Here is a 21,595-nt window from a genome sequence, read left to right as displayed (position 1 = left end):
CGAGATGACACCGACGATGATGACTGACAATGAGTAAGACCAGAGACTGGCTGGACTTCGACCAGCTTACGGCAGATAAACTTAAGGATGGGCTTCAACCCCCGTCGATGTATAAAGTGATATTGGTCAATGATGATTACACTCCGATGGAGTTTGTTATTGACGTGTTACAAAAATTCTTTTCTTATGATGTAGAACGTGCAACGCAACTGATGCTAGCGGTTCACTATCAAGGTAAAGCAATTTGTGGTGTATTTACGGCAGAAGTCGCTGAAACCAAAGTTGCGATGGTGAACCAGTACGCGAAGGACAACGAGCATCCACTGTTGTGTACGCTGGAACAAGCCTGATACAGGCATGAAAATTGGGGGAGGTGCCAATGCTCAATCAAGAACTGGAACTCAGTTTAAACATGGCTTTCGCCAGAGCGCGTGAGCACCGTCACGAGTTTATGACCGTAGAGCACTTGTTGCTGGCTCTGCTCAGCAACCCATCTGCCCGTGAAGCGCTGGAAGCGTGTTCGGTCGATTTAGTGGCGCTGCGTCAGGAACTCGAAGCCTTCATCGAACAAACCACGCCGGTCTTGCCGGTCAGTGAAGAAGAGCGCGAAACGCAACCGACGCTCAGCTTCCAGCGTGTTCTCCAGCGCGCGGTCTTCCACGTCCAGTCTTCCGGGCGCAGCGAAGTGACCGGCGCGAACGTCCTTGTGGCGATTTTCAGCGAGCAGGAGTCGCAGGCTGCGTATCTTCTGCGTAAACATGAAGTCAGCCGCCTTGACGTGGTTAACTTCATCTCTCACGGCACGCGTAAAGACGAGCCGAGCCAGCCTTCTGATGCTGCAAGTCAGCAGACGAACGAAGAGCAAGCAGGCGGGGAGGATCGTATGGAAAACTTCACCACCAACCTTAACCAGCTTGCTCGTGTTGGCGGAATTGACCCGCTGATTGGTCGCGACAAAGAACTGGAACGCACCATTCAGGTGCTCTGCCGTCGTCGTAAAAATAACCCGCTGCTGGTGGGGGAATCTGGCGTCGGTAAAACCGCCATTGCCGAAGGTCTGGCATGGCGTATCGTGCGCGGTGACGTGCCGGAAATCATGGCTGACTGCACCATTTACTCGCTGGATATTGGCTCGCTGCTGGCGGGCACCAAATATCGCGGTGATTTCGAAAAACGCTTTAAAGCGCTGCTTAAGCAGTTAGAGCAGGATACCAACAGTATTCTGTTCATCGACGAAATCCACACCATTATTGGTGCGGGTGCGGCGTCGGGCGGCCAGGTGGATGCGGCAAACCTCATCAAACCGCTGCTTTCCAGCGGCAAGATTCGGGTGATGGGCTCAACCACCTACCAGGAATTCAGCAATATCTTTGAGAAGGATAGGGCGCTGGCGCGTCGTTTCCAGAAAATTGATATTACCGAGCCGTCGGTGGAAGAGACCGTACAGATTATTAACGGCCTGAAACCGAAATATGAAGCTCACCATGACGTTCGCTATACCGCCAAAGCGGTGCGTGCGGCGGTGGAACTGGCGGTGAAATACATCAACGACCGTCATCTGCCGGATAAAGCGATTGACGTGATTGATGAAGCCGGTGCGCGTGCGCGTCTGATGCCGGTGAGCAAGCGTAAGAAAACGATCAACGTGGCGGACATTGAATCCGTGGTCGCGCGCATTGCGCGTATCCCGGAGAAAAGCGTTTCCCAGAGCGATCGCGATACGCTGAAAAATCTCGGTAATCGCCTGAAAATGCTGGTATTCGGTCAGGATAAAGCGATTGATGCCCTGACTGAAGCCATCAAGATGAGCCGCGCTGGTCTTGGCCACGATCATCGTCCTGTTGGTTCATTCCTGTTTGCGGGCCCTACCGGGGTCGGTAAAACAGAAGTGACCGTGCAGCTGGCGAAGGCGATGGGTATTGAGCTGCTGCGTTTTGATATGTCCGAGTATATGGAACGTCATACGGTGAGCCGTCTGATTGGTGCGCCTCCGGGATACGTCGGTTTTGACCAGGGCGGCCTGCTGACCGATGCGGTGATTAAGCATCCTCATGCGGTACTGCTGCTGGACGAAATCGAGAAAGCGCACCCGGATGTCTTTAACCTGTTGTTGCAGGTCATGGACAACGGCACGCTGACGGATAACAACGGTCGCAAAGCCGATTTCCGCAACGTAGTGCTGGTGATGACCACCAACGCCGGCGTGCGTGAAACCGAGCGTAAATCGATTGGCCTTATTCATCAGGACAACAGCACCGACGCGATGGAAGAGATCAAAAAGATCTTTACGCCAGAGTTCCGCAACCGTCTGGATAATATTATCTGGTTCGATCATCTGTCGACTGACGTTATCCATCAGGTGGTGGATAAGTTTATCGTCGAGTTGCAGGTTCAGTTGGATCAGAAAGGCGTGTCGCTGGAAGTCAGCCAGGAAGCACGCGATTGGCTGGCCGAAAAAGGCTACGACCGTGCAATGGGCGCGCGTCCAATGGCGCGTGTGATTCAGGATAACCTGAAGAAACCGCTGGCTAACGAACTGCTGTTTGGTTCACTGGTTGACGGCGGTCAGGTCACCGTGGCGCTCGATAAAGACAAAAACGAGCTGACCTACGACTTCCAGAGTGCGCAGAAGCATAAACCGGAAGCGGCGCATTAAGGGCTGAATTAGGTGAAGTGGATAAAAACCGGGCTGGTGAGTGAATAGCCCGGTTTTTTTATGCGTGCCGAATGAGCCAAAATGATGTTTGCTGATGTGTAACATCCCCCCCTCTTTGCTATTTCTGCACCCCTACTAACAAGGAAGGAGTGCAAAAATGAAACTAAATCCGCTCACGCTGAGCCTTATCCCACTATTATCCGTTACGGCTTTTGCCGCCCACGCAGGCCCTCAAGCCCATGTAGTGTGTGCCTATCACCATACATTGGGTGACGATGCGATCATGATGTTTGGCAAGCCAAATCAGGCGATGTGGCATGATTTCTTCGGCAATACGCATACGGATGCCGTCTCAACCTACAAGACGCTGCGTGCGCAGCCGGAAACTACGTGTGACAACAAAGCGGATAGCTCAGCGTACTGGGCGCCATCAATGAAGCTTCCGGATGGTCAGGTGGTGACACCGGCCTATCAGAAAACGTATTACCAGACGAACAAGGTTGAGCAGTATCCATTGCATCCGTACCCGGCGGGTCTGGAGTTACTTGCAGGCGATCACCACGGCTCGGCACCGAGTTCGCGCATCACTTTCTTGTGTGCAAATGGTAAGGGATATAGCAACAAAGCAGGGGAGGTCTGCGGGCTTCGCAAAGCCGGTGATGCGGTGCAGTTCAATATTGGTATTCAGTTCCCTAACTGCTGGGACGGCGTCAATCTGAAGCCGACACACGGACACAGTAATGCAACTTATGACGTTAACGGCGCATGCCCAACGGGCTATCCGGTGAAAGTGCCGACGGTTAACATGAACATTGCCTACGTGCTGCCGCAGATTAAAACGCTCGATACAGCGAAAATTGAGCTTTCGATGGACCCGGTCATGAATGGCGATGTACGCGAGGAACACTGGGGCAGCATTTACTCCGCTCATGCTGATTTTATGAATGGCTGGACGGTAGACGCGGCGCACTATATGACTGAACGCTGTATGAACAAAGGCATTGATTGCGGTAGTGCGGTGCCTTATGGCTTCACAACCGTGGAAGAGAATGCGCTGGTGATGAGTGAGGAACCGGATGCAAAACATGCGGTACCGGAAAATCTGGATATCAGCGATAACTGGAAAAATGGTGGCCGCACGAAAAATCCGGAAACGATGACGTTGGTCAAATTTGCCATACCGCCGCTGCCGCAAGGTCAGGATGCGTCACTATTTAAATACAGCGTGCGTATTTACGGGGGCAAAGTCGAAACCAACGGCGCCGACCAAATCTTCTTCTATCCGGCAAGTAACGACTGGAATGCGGATAGCGTTACCTGGAACCATCGCCCGTCGTGTAACTACAGTTCTGATGCTTCGTTATATCTGAACAATAAACGCGAGTACCGCATGGTGGATGTCGATAAAGCGGTACGCAAAGCGCTGGCTGAGGGGAAAACAGAGATTTCGTGGTATATCGGTGGTGACCGTCAGGGTAACCATTATCAGTTTGATCCTGTTTCAGCAGAACAAGAACCTATGTTGATGCTGAGCGGTTTTAAAACCACCCCGGAAATCTGATTGTATTATTAGTCTCTCGCATCGACAAAAAGCGCCGATAATCTGGCGCTTTTTTTTCGATAAAAAAATGCCCCGCGTTAAGCGAGGCATTATCCGGCAAATAGCGCTCGGCGAACTTCGCGCCAGACGCTCATTATCTGCGGTTATTAGCGACTACGGAAGACAATGCGGCCTTTGCTCAGGTCGTACGGGGTCAGCTCAACAGTCACTTTGTCGCCCGTCAGGATGCGGATATAGTTTTTGCGCATTTTACCGGAGATATGTGCAGTCACCACGTGTCCGTTTTCCAGTTCTACGCGGAACATGGTATTAGGTAACGTATCAAGAACGGTACCCTGCATTTCAATATTGTCTTCTTTGGCCATCTAATCCTCTGGGGTATCACTACCGTAATTTGAACCGGCAAGATAATGCCGAAATTCATCAAGTAAGTAAAGAATTGTCCGTCTTTATCGGCGAAAGTCGTTTTTGCGCATCACCCTTTCACCACACAAACTAGTTATGTGATGGGCGCGAACCAAGCCGGAAACAGCAGGATAAACGTGGGTGTTATCTGACTCGAATGATTCCCAAACGGCGGCGGGGCAAAAGGCAGAAGCGACTCTCGTCGGCAATTATATCATCCTCATGGAAATTGTGCTGAAAACATTTACCTTTCAGCGCAAAACAACGGGCGAGGTACCCAAAATTGATGGGACAATCGTCCAGTACGCAGAGTATCCAACTGTTCCAGATAATCACGACGCGGAATTTCCACCGCGCCCAGCGAAGCGGTATGGCTGTTTAGCACCTGACAGTCGATTAGTTTACCGCCAGCCTGATGAAATGCCTCACAGAAGACGTACAACGCCGTCTTAGAGGCGTTCTCTGCCCGGCTGAACATTGACTCGCCGCAAAACAGTTCGCCCATCACAACGCCGTACATGCCGCCTACAAGCGTGTCGTCTTGCCAGACTTCAATGGAGTGAGCGTGACCCAGCTCGTGCAGCCGATGGTAGGCCTGACTGATACTAGCAGTAATCCAGGTGCCTTCGTGACGATCCTGCGCGCAACCTTCAATAACCTGGCTAAAGGCGTAGTTCAGTGTGACGCGGTATGGGGAGGTCTTGTGAAAACGTTTCATGCTGCGACTGAGATGAAACTGCTCAGGCCACAGCACGGCACGGGGATCGGGTGACCACCAGAGAATCGGGTCGCCGGGTGAAAACCATGGGAAAATCCCGCGCTGATAGGCCATCAACAGCCGGGCAGGGGCGAGATCGCCCCCTAAGGCCAGAAGTCCATTTGGTTCGCGTAATGCGCCCTCAGGTGAGGGAAAAGCTATCGAATGTCGAGAAAGCTGGACAAGGCGCATGCCGCGATGACCTCATGAAACAACGTTAACTAATCATAGCCTACAGGCGCTGTTTAAACTGGTAGTAACGACCTTGTTTTGCCAGCAGTTCTGTATGATTACCTTGCTCAATAATTTGTCCGTTGTCCATGACAATTATCTGATTAAATCGCGCCAGTCCACGCAGGCGATGGGTCACCATCAGCAGCGTTTTATCGCGCATAACGTCAGCCAGCAGCTCGAGAATCTGACTCTCGGTGGTGGCATCCAGCCCTTCGGTAGGTTCATCCAGCAGCATCAGCGGCGCATCGTGTAACAATGCACGGGCAATCCCAAGGCGGCGTAATTCGCCCCCGGAAAGTTGACGACCGCCTTCACCCAGCCAGCTGTTAAGCCCTGAGTCTTCCAGCAGCTTTTCTAACCCGGTGCGGCGCAAGACCTCACAGAGCATCTCGTCACTGGCCTGGGGTTTTGCCAGCAATAGGTTGTCGCGTAGGGTTGCGCTAAACAGATGCACACGCTGTGGCACCAGGCTCATGGTCTGGCGAAGCGTTTGTTCATCCATGCGGCTAAGCGGACTGTTGTTAAGCTGGAGCTGACCTTGCTGTGGATCCCAGGCGCGGGTCAGCAGTTGCAACAGCGTTGATTTGCCGCAGCCGGTACGTCCCAGAATGGCAATGTGTTCACCGGCATGAATTTGCAGTGACAGCCTATCCAGCGCGGGCTGCGACTGTTCAGGGTAGGTGAACGAAACGTTGTCTAGCGTCAGCGCCACCTGCTCCGGCCGAGCTGAGGCTTGCTGCGGGAAGGTCACTTCAGGCTGCTGTTCAATAATCTGACTGACGCGTAGCGCCGAGGCGATAACCTGACCCAAATGCTGAAACGCCCCGGTCACCGGTGCGAGAGCTTCGAACGCCGCCAGCGCACAGAAGACAAACAGGGCGATAAGCGCACCTGGCTGCGTATTCTCGCCCACGCCTCCGGCGGCAAGCCATAACATGGCAACCACTGCCGCACCGCCGATAAGCAGCATCAGCGCCTGGGAAAGGGCGGTAAGTTCGGACTGGCGACGCTGGGCATCATGCCAGTTCAGTTCAGTCTGCTCCATTTGCTTACGATAGCGCTGGCTGGCGTTGAAAATGGTGAGTTCCGCCTGTCCCTGAAGCCAGCCGGTTAACTGTTGACGATATTGCCCACGCAGCGTGGTGAGCTGTACGCCGGTCGGCTTACCAGCGCGGTAAAACAGCGGTGGCAGGATGAGCAGCGTCGCCAGCATGATGCCGCCGAGCGTCAGTGCAAGGCTAACGTCCAGCAGACTTAGCCCGGCGGTAACCACCAGAATAACCACCAGTGCGCCAATCAGCGGTGAAATCACGCGCAGGTAAAGATGATCGAGCGTGTCGACATCCGCCACCATGCGGTTTAGCAGTTCACCCTGACGAAAACGCGCGAGCCCAGCAGGGGAGAGCGGTAGCAGCTTGCTGAATGTGAAGACGCGAAGGTGTTGCAGCACGCGGAAGGTGGCATCGTGGCTGACCAGACGCTCAAAGTAGCGACCGGCAGTACGAATAATCGCCGCACCGCGTACGCCCGCAGCGGGCAGCATGTAGTTGAAGGTGTAAGCTCCCGCGAACCCGACCGCGGCCGATGCAGACAGGAACCAGCCGGAGAGCGTCAGTAAGCCAATGCTGGCTAATAGCGTGATTATCGCCAGCACGACACCGAGGCTTAATAGCCATTTGTGACGTTTGTAGAGCGCCAGATAAGGCAGCAATGCGCGCATTTAAATCTCCTCCTGACGATTGGCCAGCAGGCTAGTGAAGACGCCATTAGCCTCAACCAGCTGTTGATACGTACCCTGCTCAATGATCTGACCGTTTTCCATCACCCAGATAGCATCCCATTCGGTCAACCCTTCGAGTTGGTGGGTGACCATCAGCGTGGTTTGTTGGGTCGAGGCTTCGGTCAGTGCTTGCATCACCCGTTGCTCGCTATGGGCGTCAAGGCTAGCTGCGGGTTCATCCAGCAGTAACAGACGGCACGGCGCTATCAACGCTCTCGCCACCGCGACGCGTTGTGCCTGGCCGACGGACAAGCGGGCGGACTGCTCACCAACGGCGGTGTCTACGCCTTGCGGAAGCTGTGGTAGAAACTCATTAACCCACGCTTTTTCCAGTGCGTTATTAAGTTCTTCTTCATTGGCATCGGGGTTGCCCAGCAGCACGTTGTCGCGAACTGTAGGTGCAGGAAGTTGCGGGTTTTGCCCGACCCAACTCATCAGGCGGTGCCAGCCTTCCGGCTGCAGATGGCGCAGTTCGACGCCGTTAACCAGTAGCGACCCGCTATAGGGTAAGAATCCAGCCAGCGCATTTAGCAGCGAACTTTTACCGGAGCCACTTTGCCCCACCAGCACTGCGCGTTGTCCGGCGCCCAGGGTGAAGTTAAGCGGCCCAACCAGCATTTTGCCTTCCGGGGAAGTGATAAACAGATCTTTTGCCTGAAGCGTGACCGGCTCGCTGGTCTCCAGAACCTGATCACCCTGTTCAGGGTGTGCCAGCGGCGCTTCAAGGAAGGTTTTCAGGCTATCAGCGGCGCCCACGGCTTGAGCTTTCGCATGGTAGAAGGTGCCTAAATCACGCAGCGGCTGGAAGAATTCAGGTGCCAGTATCAATGCCAGGAAGCCGGAGGAGAGCGTTACCGCCATCCCATAGCTGCCAAAGTTGAGCTCGCCCAGATAAGAGAAACCGAAGTAGACCGCGACCAACGCAATGGAGAGCGAAGTAAAGAACTCAAGTACGCCGGAGGAGAGGAAGGCCAGACGCAGCACTTCCATCGTGCGATGACGAAAATCTTGTGAGGCTTCACGGATGCTGTCGGTCTCAGCTTCTCCGCGTCCGAAAATACGTAAGGTGTCCATGCCGCGCAGACGGTCGAGGAAGTGTCCACTCAGGCGCGCCAGGGCGAGGAAGTTACGGCGGTTAGCATCGGCAGCACCCATGCCGACTAGCGCCATGAACATCGGTATCAGCGGTGCGGTGACTAGCAAAATGAGTGCTGCCACCCAGTTTGATGGGAAGATTGCCGCCACAATTAACAGTGGCACGCACGTCGCCAATGCCATCTGCGGGAGATAGCGCGCGTAGTAATCGTGCATATCGTCAATCTGCTCAAGAATCAGCGTTGCCCAGCTTCCGGCTGGTTTGCCTTGAATCCAGGCTGGCCCTGCCTGCTGGAGGCGGTCCAGCACCTGACGACGGATCTCAAAGCGGATCTGTTGTCCGGCATGGAAACCGACGCGTTCGCGTAGCCAGACGACCCAAGCGCGAAGGATAAAAATCAGCACCAGCTGGATAAACGGCATCAGCAGGGCTTCTCGTGGAATATTCTCCATGATCATGTGATGAAGAATACGGGCCAGGAACCAGGCTTGGGCGATAATCAGTACACCGCTTGCGAAGCCGAGCAGACGGGAGGTCATCAACCAGCGGCGCGAGACTACGCTTTGCTGTTTGAGCCAGCGGGTGAGTTCTTGTTGGCGACTTTTATTCATTGGGCGCTTAGCAGGTAGCTTATGGTTTCAGTTATGTGCGCGGCAATGTTACATCGCAGAAAAAATAAAGGCGACTTATCGTCGCCTTTTTTACTTTTGTTACTGACTTGTAAAGATTATTTGCAAGCGTCTGCCAGACCGTCGAGATAACGTTCTGCGTCCAGCGCAGCCATACAGCCGGTGCCCGCAGAGGTGATCGCCTGACGGTAAATGTGGTCCATCACGTCACCTGCGGCAAAGACTCCAGGGATGCTGGTCTGGGTCGCGTTACCGTGAATACCGGACTGAACTTTGATATAGCCGTTTTCCAGTTCCAGTTGGCCCTGGAAAATAGCCGTGTTCGGGCTGTGGCCGATAGCGACAAACAGACCTGCGACCTCGAGAGACTCAATATTATCACTCTGGGTATCACGCAGACGCAGACCGCTAACACCCATCTGGTCACCGGTCACTTCTTCCAGTGTACGGTGGGTGTGCAGCACAATATTGCCGCTTTCCACTTTATCCATCAGACGTTTGATAAGGATTTTTTCCGCGCGGAAGGATTCACGACGGTGAATCAGATGCACTTCAGAGGCAATGTTAGACAGGTACAGCGCTTCTTCCACGGCCGTGTTCCCGCCGCCAATCACCGCGACTTTTTGGTTGCGGTAGAAGAATCCGTCACAGGTTGCGCACGCAGACACGCCACGACCTTTAAACGCTTCTTCCGATGGTAGACCCAGGTAACGGGCAGAGGCACCGGTAGCGATGATTAAGGCATCGCAGGTGTATTCGCCGCTGTCGCCGGTCAGGCGGAAGGGACGGTTTTGCAGATCGACAGTGTGAATGTGATCGAAAAGAATTTCGGTTTCAAACTTGGTGGCATGCTCGTGCATGCGTTCCATCAGCAGCGGACCGGTCAGATCGTTCGGATCGCCTGGCCAGTTTTCCACTTCGGTGGTGGTGGTCAGCTGACCGCCTTTTTCCAGACCGGTAATCAGTACCGGTTGCAGGTTTGCGCGTGCAGCATAGACCGCAGCGGTATATCCCGCAGGTCCTGAACCAAGGATTAACAACTTACTGTGTTTGGCCGTGCCCATGAGATCCCCATAATTGTTGGCAGACATTGGTCTGGATTGTAGGGAATTTGTAGACGTAAAAAAAGAGCACTGAGATTATGTTAACGATATGTGCAATAGAATATGCCGATTGATTGCTTAATTTAACATCAAAAAATATAATTATTTCTACTGTCAGCGGCAGAGTTATAAGACGATTACATGTGAATCAAGCCCGGCTGATAATGAATATCTGGCATGTTGTACTAAAAAAAGATGTTTTGCTTTGACAATCACCTGTGCTTTTGCGACAACATTCAAGGAAGAAGAAAAGCAGTGTTTCGCGTGTGGTGAATTTTCATGCACGTAAATGCCATTTTTAACCGGATCACTGAAATCTACGTATGACGTGGACAGACTTCATACGTGATGTCGGAGGGTGGCACCGGAGCTTCTCATACGCATACCCTGGGATATCCGTCGTTGCAGCAACAACGGCGTATTGAAATCGGGATAAGGCTCTGAACAGTGAAGTGACACAGAGTCAAGACAGGAGTAGGGAAGGAATACAGAGAGACAATAATAATGGTAGATAGTAAAAAACGCCCTGGCAAAGATCTCGACCGCATCGACCGCAACATCCTGAATGAATTGCAAAAAGATGGGCGTATTTCGAACGTCGAGCTTTCCAAAAGAGTAGGACTTTCTCCGACCCCGTGCCTTGAGCGCGTACGTCGTCTGGAACGACAGGGTTTTATTCAGGGCTATACCGCGCTGCTGAACCCGCATTATCTGGATGCGTCGCTGCTGGTTTTTGTTGAGATTACTCTGAATCGTGGCGCGCCGGATGTGTTCGAACAATTTAATACCGCCGTACAAAAACTTGAAGAAATTCAAGAGTGTCACTTGGTTTCCGGTGATTTCGACTATTTGTTGAAAACCCGCGTACCCGATATGTCGGCATACCGTAAGCTCCTTGGCGAGACTCTGCTGCGCCTGCCTGGCGTCAACGACACCCGTACGTATGTCGTTATGGAAGAGGTCAAACAGAGTAATCGTCTGGTAATTAAGACCCGCTAAAACGGAACAGGTGCAAAATCAGCGTAGTTTGATTACACTCCTGTTAATCCATACAGCAACAGTGTCAGCGTAATCTGACACTGTTGTCCGTTTTAGCATTTGGCACCTGGAGAGCCTTTCTTGAGCCAGGAATATACAGAAGACAAAGAAGTCAAACTTACAAAACTCAGCAGCGGACGCCGACTCCTTGAGGCGTTGCTCCTTTTATGCGCCATTTTTGCCGTCTGGTTGATGGCAGCACTACTGAGCTTTAATCCTTCCGATCCCAGCTGGTCTCAAACGGCCTGGCACGAACCTATCCACAATTTGTGTGGCGCTCCGGGCGCGTGGCTTGCGGACACGCTGTTCTTCATTTTCGGCGTGATGGCGTACACCATTCCGGTGATTATCGTAGGCGGCTGTTGGTTTGCCTGGCGACACCGTGCGAGCGAAGACTACATCGACTATTTCGCTGTGTCGTTACGCCTGATTGGCGTCCTGGCGATTATTCTTACCTCCTGCGGCTTGGCCGCTATCAACGCAGATGATATCTGGTATTTTGCCTCGGGCGGCGTTGTCGGCAGCCTGTTAAGCACGGCTTTACAACCGATGCTGCACAGCAGCGGCGGCACCATTGCATTGTTGTGTATTTGGGCTGCGGGTTTAACGCTGTTTACCGGCTGGTCCTGGGTCAGCATTGCTGAAAAAATGGGCAGCTGGATCCTGAATGTTCTGACGTTCGCCAGCAACCGTACCCGCCGCGATGATAGCTGGGTCGAAGAAGACGACTACGAAGACGACGAATACGAAGAAGAGGGTGAGGTTGCGCCGAAAGTATCGCGTGACTCTCGCCGTGCACGTATCTTGCGCGGAGCACTGGCTCGTCGCAAACGCATTGCCGAAAAATTCTCTAATCCAATGGGACGTAAAACGGATGAAGCGTTGTTCTCAGGTCGCCGTATGGATGATCCGGAAGGGGCTGAGCGTTATGCGGCTAAGGCCGATCCTGATGATGTGCTGTTCTCCGGTGCTACCGCCACGCGCGCGTCCGAGTACGATGAATTCGATCCGCTGCTAAACGGCCATTCGGTGACTGAATCCGCCCCTGTGGCCACTGCGATGGTGACGGCTCCTGCATGGACTGCCGACGCTGCTCAGCCGGCGACTATTCCTGACGTTGAATGGCAGCCCGTGTCTGCCCCTGTCACCACAGATCCGAACATTGCTCCTACACCAGAAGGCTGGCAATCAGCACCGCAACCGGCTTACGAACAGCCGCTGAATACGCAGCCGCCAGTTTATCAGGAACCGCAGTACGCGCAGCCGCAGCAGCCTGTTTACCAGGAGCCGCAGTACGCACAGCCGCAGCAACCTGTTTACCAGGAACCGCAGTACGCGCAGCCGCAGCAGCCTGTTTATCAGGAGCCGCAGTACGCACAGCCGCAGCAGCCTGTTTACCAGGAGCCGCAGTACGCGCAGCCTCAGCAGCCTGTTTACCAGGAGCCGCAGTACGCACAGCCGCAGCAACCTGCATACCAGGAACCGCAATACGCACAGCCTCAGCAACCTGTTTATCAGGAGCCGCAGTACGCGCAGCCTCAGCAACCTGTTTATCAGGAGCCGAATGAGCAGGCATACATAGCGGAACCACCGTTTGTTGAACCTACTCCTACAGTCGAACCTGAACCGATTGTTGAAGAAGAGGTGAAGCCTGCGCACCGTCCGCCTCTCTATTACTTCGAAGAAGTGGAAGAGAAACGTGCCCGTGAACGTGAGCAACTGGCTGCATGGTATCAGCCAATCCCTGAACCTTTGGCACCCGTAGAGCAGCAGGGCGTATTTCCGTCTACCCCAGCTCCGGTTTCGATGCCTGAACCTACCGCTGCCGTTGCGCCAATTGCCGCAAGCGTTCGTGATGCTTCCGTCGCAGCGGGTGCTGTGGCCGCCGCAGCTGCAGCCTCCGCGCCGTTGTTTAGTCCGGCAGATGGCCCGCGCCCGCAGATCAAAGAAGGCATCGGCCCGAAATTGCCAGCGCCAAATCGCGTGCGCGTTCCTACGCGCCGTGAACTGGCGTCGTATGGTATTAAGCTTCCATCGCAGCGCATGGCCGAAGAGCGAGCCGCACGTGAAGCTGAGCGTTATCAAACTGACGATACTGAGAACCTGAACGACGATGAAGCCGATGCTGTGCATCAGGATGCGTTGGCGCGCCAGTTTGCAGCCACGCAGCAGCAGCGTTACGGTGAAACGGATGCTCATCACGATAGCTATGCCGCTGAAGGCGACGATGCGGATAATGTCGCAGAAGCTGAACTCGCACGACAGTTTGCCGCTTCTCAGCAGAGTCGCTATGCGAGCGAACAGCCGGATGGCGCGTATTCATACTCAGCCGATGATTTTGAGTTTTCGCCGATGAAAACGCTGGTTGATGATACGCCGAAAGCGCCTTTGTTTACGCCGAGCGCGATGCCTGAGCCGGTTGCACCGCCGCAGCCGCAACATTATCAGCAGCCGCCTCAGCATGCTCAAAGCCATCAACAGCCACAGCATGCACCGCAATATGCTCAACCCCAACAACCTGTGCAGCACTCACAGTATGCGCAGCCGCAGCAACCGGTGCAGCAACCGCAACACCCACAGTATGCGCAGCCGCAGCAATCGGTACAGCAGCCTCAACACCCGCAGTACGCACAAACGCAGCAGCCAGTTCCGCCGCCGCAGGAGAGTCTGATTCACCCACTGTTGATGCGTAACGGGGACGATCGTCCGCTCCAAAGGCCGACCACGCCGCTGCCGTCGCTGGATCTTTTAACGCCACCGCCGACAGAAGTGGAACCGGTCGATACTTTTGCACTGGAACAAATGGCACGTCTGGTGGAAACGCGACTGGCTGACTATCGCATCAAGGCTGACGTAGTGAACTATTCACCGGGGCCGGTCATCACCCGCTTCGAACTGAATCTTGCTCCGGGCGTGAAAGCCGCACGTATCTCCAATCTCTCTCGTGACCTGGCGCGTTCATTATCGACCGTTGCTGTGCGCGTGGTAGAAGTTATCCCAGGCAAACCGTATGTGGGTCTGGAACTGCCGAACAAAAAACGTCAGACCGTTTATCTGCGCGAAGTGCTGGATTGCGATAAGTTCCGCGATAATCCGTCGCCGCTAACCGTGGTATTGGGTAAAGATATTGCCGGTGAACCGGTGGTTGCCGATCTTGCCAAAATGCCACATCTGCTGGTAGCAGGGACCACCGGCTCGGGTAAATCTGTCGGTGTGAACGCCATGATCATCAGCATGCTGTATAAAGCGCAGCCGGAAGATGTGCGTTTCATTATGATCGACCCGAAAATGCTGGAGCTGTCCGTTTATGAAGGTATCCCGCATCTGCTGACCGAAGTCGTGACGGACATGAAGGATGCTGCCAACGCCTTGCGCTGGAGCGTCAATGAAATGGAACGTCGCTACAAACTGATGTCTGCGTTGGGCGTTCGTAACCTGGCCGGTTATAACGAGAAAATTGCTGAAGCGGCCCGTATGGGTCGTCCAATTCCGGATCCATACTGGAAGCCGGGCGATAGCATGGATGCCACTCATCCGGTGCTGGAAAAACTGCCGTATATCGTTGTGCTGGTCGATGAATTCGCTGACCTGATGATGACCGTGGGTAAAAAAGTGGAAGAACTGATCGCACGACTGGCGCAGAAAGCGCGTGCGGCGGGTATCCACCTGGTATTAGCGACCCAGCGTCCGTCGGTAGACGTTATCACTGGGCTTATCAAAGCCAACATTCCAACGCGTATTGCGTTTACGGTTTCCAGTAAAATCGACTCCCGTACCATCCTCGATCAGGGCGGCGCTGAGTCGTTACTGGGGATGGGGGATATGCTGTACGCGGCACCTAACTCGAACAACCCGGTGCGTGTCCACGGTGCGTTCGTTCGTGACCAGGAAGTGCATGCTGTAGTGCAGGACTGGAAAGCCCGCGGTCGACCACAATATGTGGATGGCATCACCTCCGATAGCGAAAGCGAAGGTGGCGGCGGTGGCGGCTTCGATGGTGCTGAAGAACTGGATCCGTTGTTCGACCAGGCGGTGAATTTCGTGACTCAGAAACGTAAAGCCTCGATCTCAGGCGTACAGCGTCAATTCCGTATTGGTTATAACCGCGCGGCGCGTATCATCGAACAGATGGAAGCGCAGGGGATCGTCAGCGAACAGGGGCACAACGGTAACCGTGAGGTGCTGGCTCCCCCTCCGTTCGACTGATTGAAAAGATCGGTAAATTAGTCAGAATTAAGCATATTCTTCTGTCACCGCACTAAATGGCATCATAGAGTGGGTGACAGAAGCTCTCCTGGCGGGAGCATGAGGCTATTTAAGGAATAACAATGAAAAAGTTCGCGATCACATGTGCATTACTTTCCAGCTTTGTTGTCAGCAGCGTATGGGCTGATGCCGCCGGTGACCTGAAAAACCGCCTGGATAAAGTCAGCAGCTTCCACGCCAGCTTCACCCAGAAAGTGACAGACGGCAGCGGTAATGCGGTACAGGACGGCCAGGGCGATTTATGGGTAAAACGTCCAAATTTGTTCAACTGGCACATGACGCAGCCGGACGAAAGTATTCTGGTCTCTGACGGTAAAACATTGTGGTTCTATAACCCGTTTGTTGAACAGGCGACCGCGACGAATCTGAAAGATGCGACCGGCAACACGCCGTTTATGCTAATTGCGCGTAACCAGGCGAGTGACTGGCAGCAATATAATATCCAGCAAAATGGTGATGATTTTGTGCTGACGCCGCGCGCCAGTAACGGCAATCTGAAAAAATTCACCATTAACGTTGGCCGTGATGGCACCATCCATCAGTTTAGCGCCATCGAACAGGACGATCAGCGCAGTAGCTACCAGCTGAAAACGCAGCAAAACGGCGCGGTTGACCCCTCTAAATTCACCTTTACACCGCCGCAGGGCGTGACGGTGGACGATCAGCGTAAGTAAGAGGCATGCGTGGGCAATTTGTCGCTCGATTTTTCTGATAACACTTTTCAACCTCTGGCCGCGCGTATGCGGCCAGAAAACTTAGCGCAGTATATCGGGCAGCAGCATTTGCTGGCGGCCGGTAAACCGCTGCCGCGCGCCATCGAAGCCGGGCATCTGCACTCGATGATCCTCTGGGGGCCACCGGGAACCGGTAAAACCACGCTGGCGGAAGTGATTGCGCGTTACGCTAATGCCGATGTTGAGCGTATTTCTGCCGTCACCTCCGGGGTCAAAGAGATCCGTGAGGCTATCGAACGCGCACGGCAAAACCGCAATGCTGGACGACGGACGATTCTGTTCGTTGACGAAGTCCACCGCTTCAACAAAAGCCAGCAGGATGCTTTCCTGCCGCATATCGAAGACGGTACCATCACCTTTATCGGTGCAACCACCGAAAACCCATCGTTCGAGCTGAACTCAGCGCTGCTTTCCCGTGCGCGCGTCTATTTGCTGAAATCACTGACGACTGAAGATATTGAGCAAGTGCTTACTCAGGCGATGGAAGACAAAGCACGTGGCTATGGTGGGCAGGATATTATCCTGCCAGACGAAACCCGCCGCGCGATTGCCGAACTGGTGAACGGTGATGCGCGTCGGGCACTGAATACGCTGGAAATGATGGCCGATATGGCCGAGCTGGATGACGCCGGTAAGCGTGTATTGCAACCCCAGCTGTTGACCGAAATTGCCGGTGAGCGCAGCGCTCGTTTTGATAACAAAGGCGATCGCTTCTACGACCTGATTTCAGCGCTGCATAAATCAGTGCGCGGTAGCGCGCCGGATGCCGCACTTTACTGGTATGCCCGCATCATTAGCGCCGGTGGCGATCCACTGTATGTGGCGCGACGCTGTCTGGCGATAGCCTCAGAAGATGTTGGTAATGCCGATCCGCGAGCGATGCAGGTGGCTATTTCAGCCTGGGACTGTTTTACCCGTGTTGGCCCATCAGAAGGTGAGCGCGCTATTGCTCAGGCGATTGTCTATCTGGCGTGTGCGCCGAAGAGTAACGCCGTCTATACCGCCTTTAAAGCCGCGATGGCTGATGCTCGTGAACGTCCGGATTATGATGTTCCGGTGCATCTGCGTAATGCGCCGACAAAACTGATGAAAGAGATGGGCTATGGGCAGGAATATCGCTACGCCCATGATGAGCCAAATGCCTACGCGGCGGGCGAGGAGTATTTCCCCAGCGAAATGGCGCAAACTCGCTATTATCATCCAACGAAACGGGGTCTTGAAGGCAAGATTGGCGAAAAGCTCGCCTGGCTTGCTGAACAGGATCAAAATAGCCACACAAAACGCTACCGCTAGCGCAGGCGTTGCGGTAATGTTGTCAATGTACCTCTGTGACCGCGGGCTGCGGTCGCATACTCCACTTTCAATTCGATAAGCATAGGATAAGCATGCTCGATCCCAATCTGCTGCGCACAGAGCCAGACGCAGTCGCAGAAAAACTGGCACGCCGGGGCTTTAAGCTGGATGTAGATAAACTTCGCGCTCTTGAAGAGCGTCGTAAAGTACTGCAGGTAGAAACTGAAAATCTGCAGGCAGAGCGTAACTCGCGATCGAAATCCATCGGCCAGGCGAAAGCACGCGGGGAAGACATTGAGCCTTTACGCCTGGAAGTGAACAAACTCGGCGAACAACTTGATGCCGCGAAAGCCGAACTGGACGTTCTGCTGGCGGAGATCCGTGATATCGCGCTGACGATCCCGAACGTTCCGCACGACGATGCACCGGTAGGCCGAGACGAAAACGACAACGTCGAAGTCAGCCGCTGGGGCACTCCGCGTGAGTTTGACTTTGAAGTGCGTGACCACGTGACGCTGGGCGAAATGCACAGCGGCCTGGATTTCGCCGCCGCCGTTAAGCTGACTGGTTCACGTTTTGTGGTGATGAAAGGCCAAATTGCCCGTATGCACCGCGCACTGTCGCAGTTCATGCTGGACCTGCATACTGAACAGCACGGCTACAGTGAAAACTATGTGCCTTACCTGGTTAACCAGGACACGCTGTACGGTACGGGTCAGTTGCCGAAATTTGCCGGCGATCTGTTCCATACACGTCCGCTGGAAGAAGAATCTGACAGCAGCAACTATGCGCTGATCCCAACCGCAGAAGTGCCGCTGACGAACCTGGTACGTGATGAAATCATCGACGAAGACGATCTGCCAATCAAAATGACAGCGCATACGCCGTGCTTCCGTTCTGAAGCAGGCTCTTACGGTCGCGATACGCGTGGTCTGATTCGTATGCACCAGTTCGATAAAGTTGAAATGGTGCAGGTTGTTCGCCCGGAAGATTCAATGGCGGCACTGGAAGAGATGACCGGACACGCGGAAAAAGTGCTGCAATTACTGGGCCTGCCGTACCGTAAAATCATCTTGTGTACCGGTGACATGGGCTTTAGCGCATGTAAAACCTATGATCTTGAAGTTTGGGTTCCGGCGCAGAATACCTACCGCGAAATTTCTTCATGCTCCAACGTCTGGGACTTCCAGGCTCGCCGCATGCAGGCTCGCTGCCGCAGCAAGTCCGATAAGAAAACGCGTCTGGTTCATACCCTGAACGGGTCTGGTCTGGCGGTCGGTCGTACGCTGGTTGCCGTGCTGGAAAACTATCAGCAGGCGGATGGTCGTATTGAAGTACCTGAAGTACTGCGTCCTTACATGAACGGCCTCGAGTTTATCGGTTAATCCTCGATTTTCTCGACTGTCTGAAAAAAAGCGCCGTAAGGCGCTTTTTTTATAGCTCACATTGATACTGAACAATACCTCTCCTGGTAGAACGTTTAATACCCCCTTCTAAGTAATACCAGCATATAAAACTATAATAGCGGCATTTCGTTATATATATAACTATATAGCGTTTAATGTTTCAATGTCAGCAACGAAGTGAGTATCCATGAAAACTGAAACCCCCGATGCTTTACTGGCAGCCGAGGTCAGCCGCCGTGGTTTGATGAAAACTACGGCGATAGGCGGACTGGCGATGGCCAGCAGCGCTTTAACGCTTCCCTTCAGCCGTATCGTCAGCGCCGCAGAGGTTATTGCGCCAACCAACGCCGTAGAACGTGTCACCTGGAGCGCCTGTACGGTGAACTGCGGAAGCCGCTGCCCGCTGCGTATGCATGTTGTCGATGGCGAGATTAAATACGTCGAAACCGATAATACCGGTGATGATAACTACGATGGCTTGCATCAAGTACGTGCCTGCCTGCGTGGTCGTTCTATGCGTCGCCGTGTCTATAATCCGGACCGTCTTAAATACCCAATGAAACGCGTGGGTAAACGTGGTGAAGGAAAATTCGAGCGCATCAGTTGGGAAGAGGCGTATGACACCATTTCCGGCAACATGAAGCGTTTGATCAAAGACTACGGTAATGAATCTATTTATCTCAACTATGGTACCGGGACACTTGGCGGTACGCTAACTCGTTCCTGGCCGCCAGGTAAAACGCTGATCGCGCGTTTAATGAACTGCTGCGGCGGTTATTTGAACCACTACGGCGATTACTCTTCTGCCCAGATTGCCGAAGGTCTGAACTATACCTATGGCGGCTGGGCTGACGGCAATAGCCCGTCCGATATTGAAAACAGCAAACTGGTGGTGCTGTTTGGTAATAACCCTAGCGAAACGCGTATGAGCGGTGGCGGGGTAACTTACTATCTGGAGCAGGCGCGCCAGAAATCCAATGCACGAATGATCATTGTCGATCCGCGCTACACCGATACCGGTGCAGGGCGTGAGGATGAGTGGATTCCAATCCGTCCGGGTACCGATGCAGCGTTGGTCTCCGCGCTGGCGTGGGTGATGATCACTGAAAATCTGGTCGATCAACCGTTCCTCGATAAGTACTGCGTTGGCTACGATGAGAAAACCCTACCGGAAAGCGCACCCGCTAATGGCCATTACAAAGCCTATATTCTGGGCCAGGGTAATGACGCGACGGCGAAAACGCCGCAGTGGGCCTCCACGATTACCGGTATTCCTGCTGACCGTATCGTTAAGCTCGCGCGTGAAATTGGCAGTGCGAAACCGGCCTATATCTCTCAGGGCTGGGGGCCGCAGCGTCATGCTAACGGTGAAATTGCGACTCGTGCGATCTCTATGCTGTCAATTCTGACCGGTAACGTTGGGATTCACGGCGGTAACAGCGGCGCGCGTGAAGGTTCCTACCAGGTACCATTCGAGCGTATGCCTACGCTTGAAAACCCAATTGAAACCAGTATCTCCATGTTTATGTGGACTGATGCGATCGTCCGTGGGCCTGAAATGACGGCATTACGTGATGGGGTGCGCGGGAAAGATAAGCTGGATGTACCGATCAAAATGATCTGGAACTATGCCGGTAACTGTCTGATTAACCAGCACTCAGAAATCAACCGTACCCATGACATCCTTCAGGATGATAAGAAATGCGAAATGATTGTGGTGATTGACTGCCACATGACATCGTCGGCGAAATATGCCGACATCCTGCTGCCAGACTGCACCGCTTCTGAGCAGATGGACTTCGCGATGGATGCCTCCTGCGGCAACATGTCGTACGTTATCTTCACCGATCAGGTCATAAAACCACGCTTTGAGTGCAGAACGATTTATGACATGACCACAGAGCTTGCGAAACGCATGGGTGTGGAGCAACAGTTCACCGAGGGACGGACGCAGGAAGGGTGGATGCGCCATCTGCACGAACTGTCTCGTAAGGCCGTGCCGGAACTGCCTGACTTCGATACTTTCCGTAAGCAAGGGATCTTTAAGCAGCGTGACCCGGAAGGGCATCACGTGGCCTATAAAGCGTTCCGTGAAGATCCGCAAGCTAATCCGCTGACCACACCGTCAGGTAAAATCGAGATTTTCTCGCAGGACCTGGCAAAAATCGCGGCGACCTGGGAGTTAGCGGAAGATGATGTTATCGATCCATTACCGATCTATACCCCGGGCTTTGAAAACTACAACGATCCGCTAGCGAAGAAATACCCGCTGCAATTGACCGGTTTCCACTACAAAGCTCGTGTGCACTCGACTTACGGCAACGTTGATGTGCTTAAAGCATCGTGTCGTCAGGAAATGTGGATGAACCCACTGGACGCGAAGAAACGCGGCATTGCCAACGGCGATCGTATTCGTATCTTCAACGATCGTGGCGAAGTCCATATTGAGGCCAAAGTGACACCGCGCATGATGCCGGGCATCGTCGCGTTGGGTGAGGGCGCCTGGTACAACCCGGATGCGGGACGTATCGATCAGGCCGGCTCTATCAACGTGCTGACGACCCAGCGCCCATCGCCGCTGGCGAAAGGCAACCCATCGCATACCAACCTTGTTCAGGTTGAGAAGGTGTAAGGAGT

General features: G+C 53.7%; 14 protein-coding genes. 9 read left to right on the top strand and 5 right to left on the bottom strand.

Translation table 11 applies throughout. The annotated features are described in order from the left end of the window. Positions 1–29: 29 nt before the first annotated feature. From clpS to U0026_RS15005, 3 genes are all read left to right on the top strand, one after another. Positions 30–350, top strand: coding sequence for an ATP-dependent Clp protease adapter ClpS (gene clpS, locus U0026_RS15015; protein WP_062778891.1), 321 nt, complete (start codon positions 30–32; stop codon positions 348–350). A gap of 29 nt (positions 351–379) precedes the next feature. After that, positions 380–2,656, top strand: a complete 2,277-nt coding sequence (clpA, locus tag U0026_RS15010; RefSeq protein WP_062778888.1) for an ATP-dependent Clp protease ATP-binding subunit ClpA — start codon at positions 380–382, stop codon at positions 2,654–2,656. Positions 2,657–2,813: 157 nt separating this feature from the next. Next, on the top strand, positions 2,814–4,217 hold the full coding sequence (locus U0026_RS15005; RefSeq protein ID WP_062778885.1) for a CBM96 family carbohydrate-binding protein: 1,404 nt from the start codon (positions 2,814–2,816) through the stop codon (positions 4,215–4,217). A 146-nt stretch (positions 4,218–4,363) separates the two neighbouring features. On the opposite strand, the gene infA is transcribed toward U0026_RS15005, so the two are convergent. The 5 genes from infA to trxB all read right to left on the bottom strand — a co-directional run bounded on the left by infA (position 4,364) and on the right by trxB (position 10,182). Next, on the bottom strand, positions 4,364–4,582 hold the full coding sequence (gene infA, locus U0026_RS15000) for a translation initiation factor IF-1 (protein ID WP_002211347.1): 219 nt from the start codon (positions 4,580–4,582) through the stop codon (positions 4,364–4,366). 284 nt (positions 4,583–4,866) lie between these two features. Continuing rightward, a complete protein-coding gene (gene aat, locus U0026_RS14995) occupies positions 4,867–5,571 on the bottom strand; it encodes a leucyl/phenylalanyl-tRNA--protein transferase (protein WP_062778882.1) in 705 nt (234 codons plus the stop codon). A 40-nt stretch (positions 5,572–5,611) separates the two neighbouring features. Next, positions 5,612–7,333: a heme ABC transporter ATP-binding protein/permease CydC gene (gene cydC, locus U0026_RS14990; protein WP_062778880.1), complete on the bottom strand. Its 1,722-nt coding sequence runs from the start codon at positions 7,331–7,333 to the stop codon at positions 5,612–5,614. Next, positions 7,334–9,100, bottom strand: a complete 1,767-nt coding sequence (gene cydD / locus U0026_RS14985) for a heme ABC transporter permease/ATP-binding protein CydD (RefSeq protein ID WP_062778878.1) — start codon at positions 9,098–9,100, stop codon at positions 7,334–7,336. 116 nt (positions 9,101–9,216) lie between these two features. Continuing rightward, complete coding sequence (trxB, locus tag U0026_RS14980) at positions 9,217–10,182, bottom strand: thioredoxin-disulfide reductase (protein ID WP_062778877.1); 966 nt, start codon at positions 10,180–10,182, stop codon at positions 9,217–9,219. Positions 10,183–10,725: 543 nt separating this feature from the next. Here trxB and lrp point away from each other — a divergent pair. The 6 genes from lrp (at position 10,726) to dmsA (ending at position 21,590) form a co-directional block, all read left to right on the top strand. Further along, positions 10,726–11,220, top strand: a complete 495-nt coding sequence (gene lrp / locus U0026_RS14975; RefSeq protein WP_000228473.1) for a leucine-responsive transcriptional regulator Lrp — start codon at positions 10,726–10,728, stop codon at positions 11,218–11,220. Positions 11,221–11,340: 120 nt separating this feature from the next. Next, on the top strand, positions 11,341–15,465 hold the full coding sequence (gene ftsK, locus U0026_RS14970; RefSeq protein WP_062778875.1) for a DNA translocase FtsK: 4,125 nt from the start codon (positions 11,341–11,343) through the stop codon (positions 15,463–15,465). Positions 15,466–15,587: 122 nt separating this feature from the next. Continuing rightward, on the top strand, positions 15,588–16,199 hold the full coding sequence (gene lolA, locus U0026_RS14965; protein ID WP_062778873.1) for an outer membrane lipoprotein chaperone LolA: 612 nt from the start codon (positions 15,588–15,590) through the stop codon (positions 16,197–16,199). A gap of 9 nt (positions 16,200–16,208) precedes the next feature. Then, the gene (rarA, locus tag U0026_RS14960) at positions 16,209–17,552 is read left to right on the top strand and encodes a replication-associated recombination protein RarA (protein ID WP_062778871.1); all 1,344 of its coding nucleotides are present in this window, start codon (positions 16,209–16,211) and stop codon (positions 17,550–17,552) included. A gap of 92 nt (positions 17,553–17,644) precedes the next feature. After that, complete coding sequence (gene serS / locus U0026_RS14955; protein ID WP_062778869.1) at positions 17,645–18,937, top strand: serine--tRNA ligase; 1,293 nt, start codon at positions 17,645–17,647, stop codon at positions 18,935–18,937. Positions 18,938–19,145: 208 nt separating this feature from the next. Next, positions 19,146–21,590, top strand: a complete 2,445-nt coding sequence (gene dmsA / locus U0026_RS14950; RefSeq protein ID WP_062778867.1) for a dimethylsulfoxide reductase subunit A — start codon at positions 19,146–19,148, stop codon at positions 21,588–21,590. Positions 21,591–21,595: the final 5 nt, after the last annotated feature.

The sequence above is a fragment of the Kluyvera intermedia genome, assembly GCF_034424175.1.
GTDB lineage: Bacteria > Pseudomonadota > Gammaproteobacteria > Enterobacterales > Enterobacteriaceae > Kluyvera > Kluyvera intermedia.
This window is presented reverse-complemented; position numbering and strand designations above follow the sequence as displayed.

Excerpts from the sequence above, each read along its gene's own strand:
- clpS (WP_062778891.1), top strand. The coding sequence starts at position 30 with ATGAGTAAGACCAGAGACTGGCTGGACTTCGACCAGCTTACGGCAGAT.
- clpA (WP_062778888.1), top strand. The coding sequence starts at position 380 with ATGCTCAATCAAGAACTGGAACTCAGTTTAAACATGGCTTTCGCCAGA.
- U0026_RS15005 (WP_062778885.1), top strand. The coding sequence starts at position 2,814 with ATGAAACTAAATCCGCTCACGCTGAGCCTTATCCCACTATTATCCGTT.
- infA (WP_002211347.1), bottom strand. The coding sequence starts at position 4,582 with ATGGCCAAAGAAGACAATATTGAAATGCAGGGTACCGTTCTTGATACG.
- aat (WP_062778882.1), bottom strand. The coding sequence starts at position 5,571 with ATGCGCCTTGTCCAGCTTTCTCGACATTCGATAGCTTTTCCCTCACCT.
- cydC (WP_062778880.1), bottom strand. The coding sequence starts at position 7,333 with ATGCGCGCATTGCTGCCTTATCTGGCGCTCTACAAACGTCACAAATGG.
- cydD (WP_062778878.1), bottom strand. The coding sequence starts at position 9,100 with ATGAATAAAAGTCGCCAACAAGAACTCACCCGCTGGCTCAAACAGCAA.
- trxB (WP_062778877.1), bottom strand. The coding sequence starts at position 10,182 with ATGGGCACGGCCAAACACAGTAAGTTGTTAATCCTTGGTTCAGGACCT.
- lrp (WP_000228473.1), top strand. The coding sequence starts at position 10,726 with ATGGTAGATAGTAAAAAACGCCCTGGCAAAGATCTCGACCGCATCGAC.
- lolA (WP_062778873.1), top strand. The coding sequence starts at position 15,588 with ATGAAAAAGTTCGCGATCACATGTGCATTACTTTCCAGCTTTGTTGTC.
- serS (WP_062778869.1), top strand. The coding sequence starts at position 17,645 with ATGCTCGATCCCAATCTGCTGCGCACAGAGCCAGACGCAGTCGCAGAA.
- dmsA (WP_062778867.1), top strand. The coding sequence starts at position 19,146 with ATGAAAACTGAAACCCCCGATGCTTTACTGGCAGCCGAGGTCAGCCGC.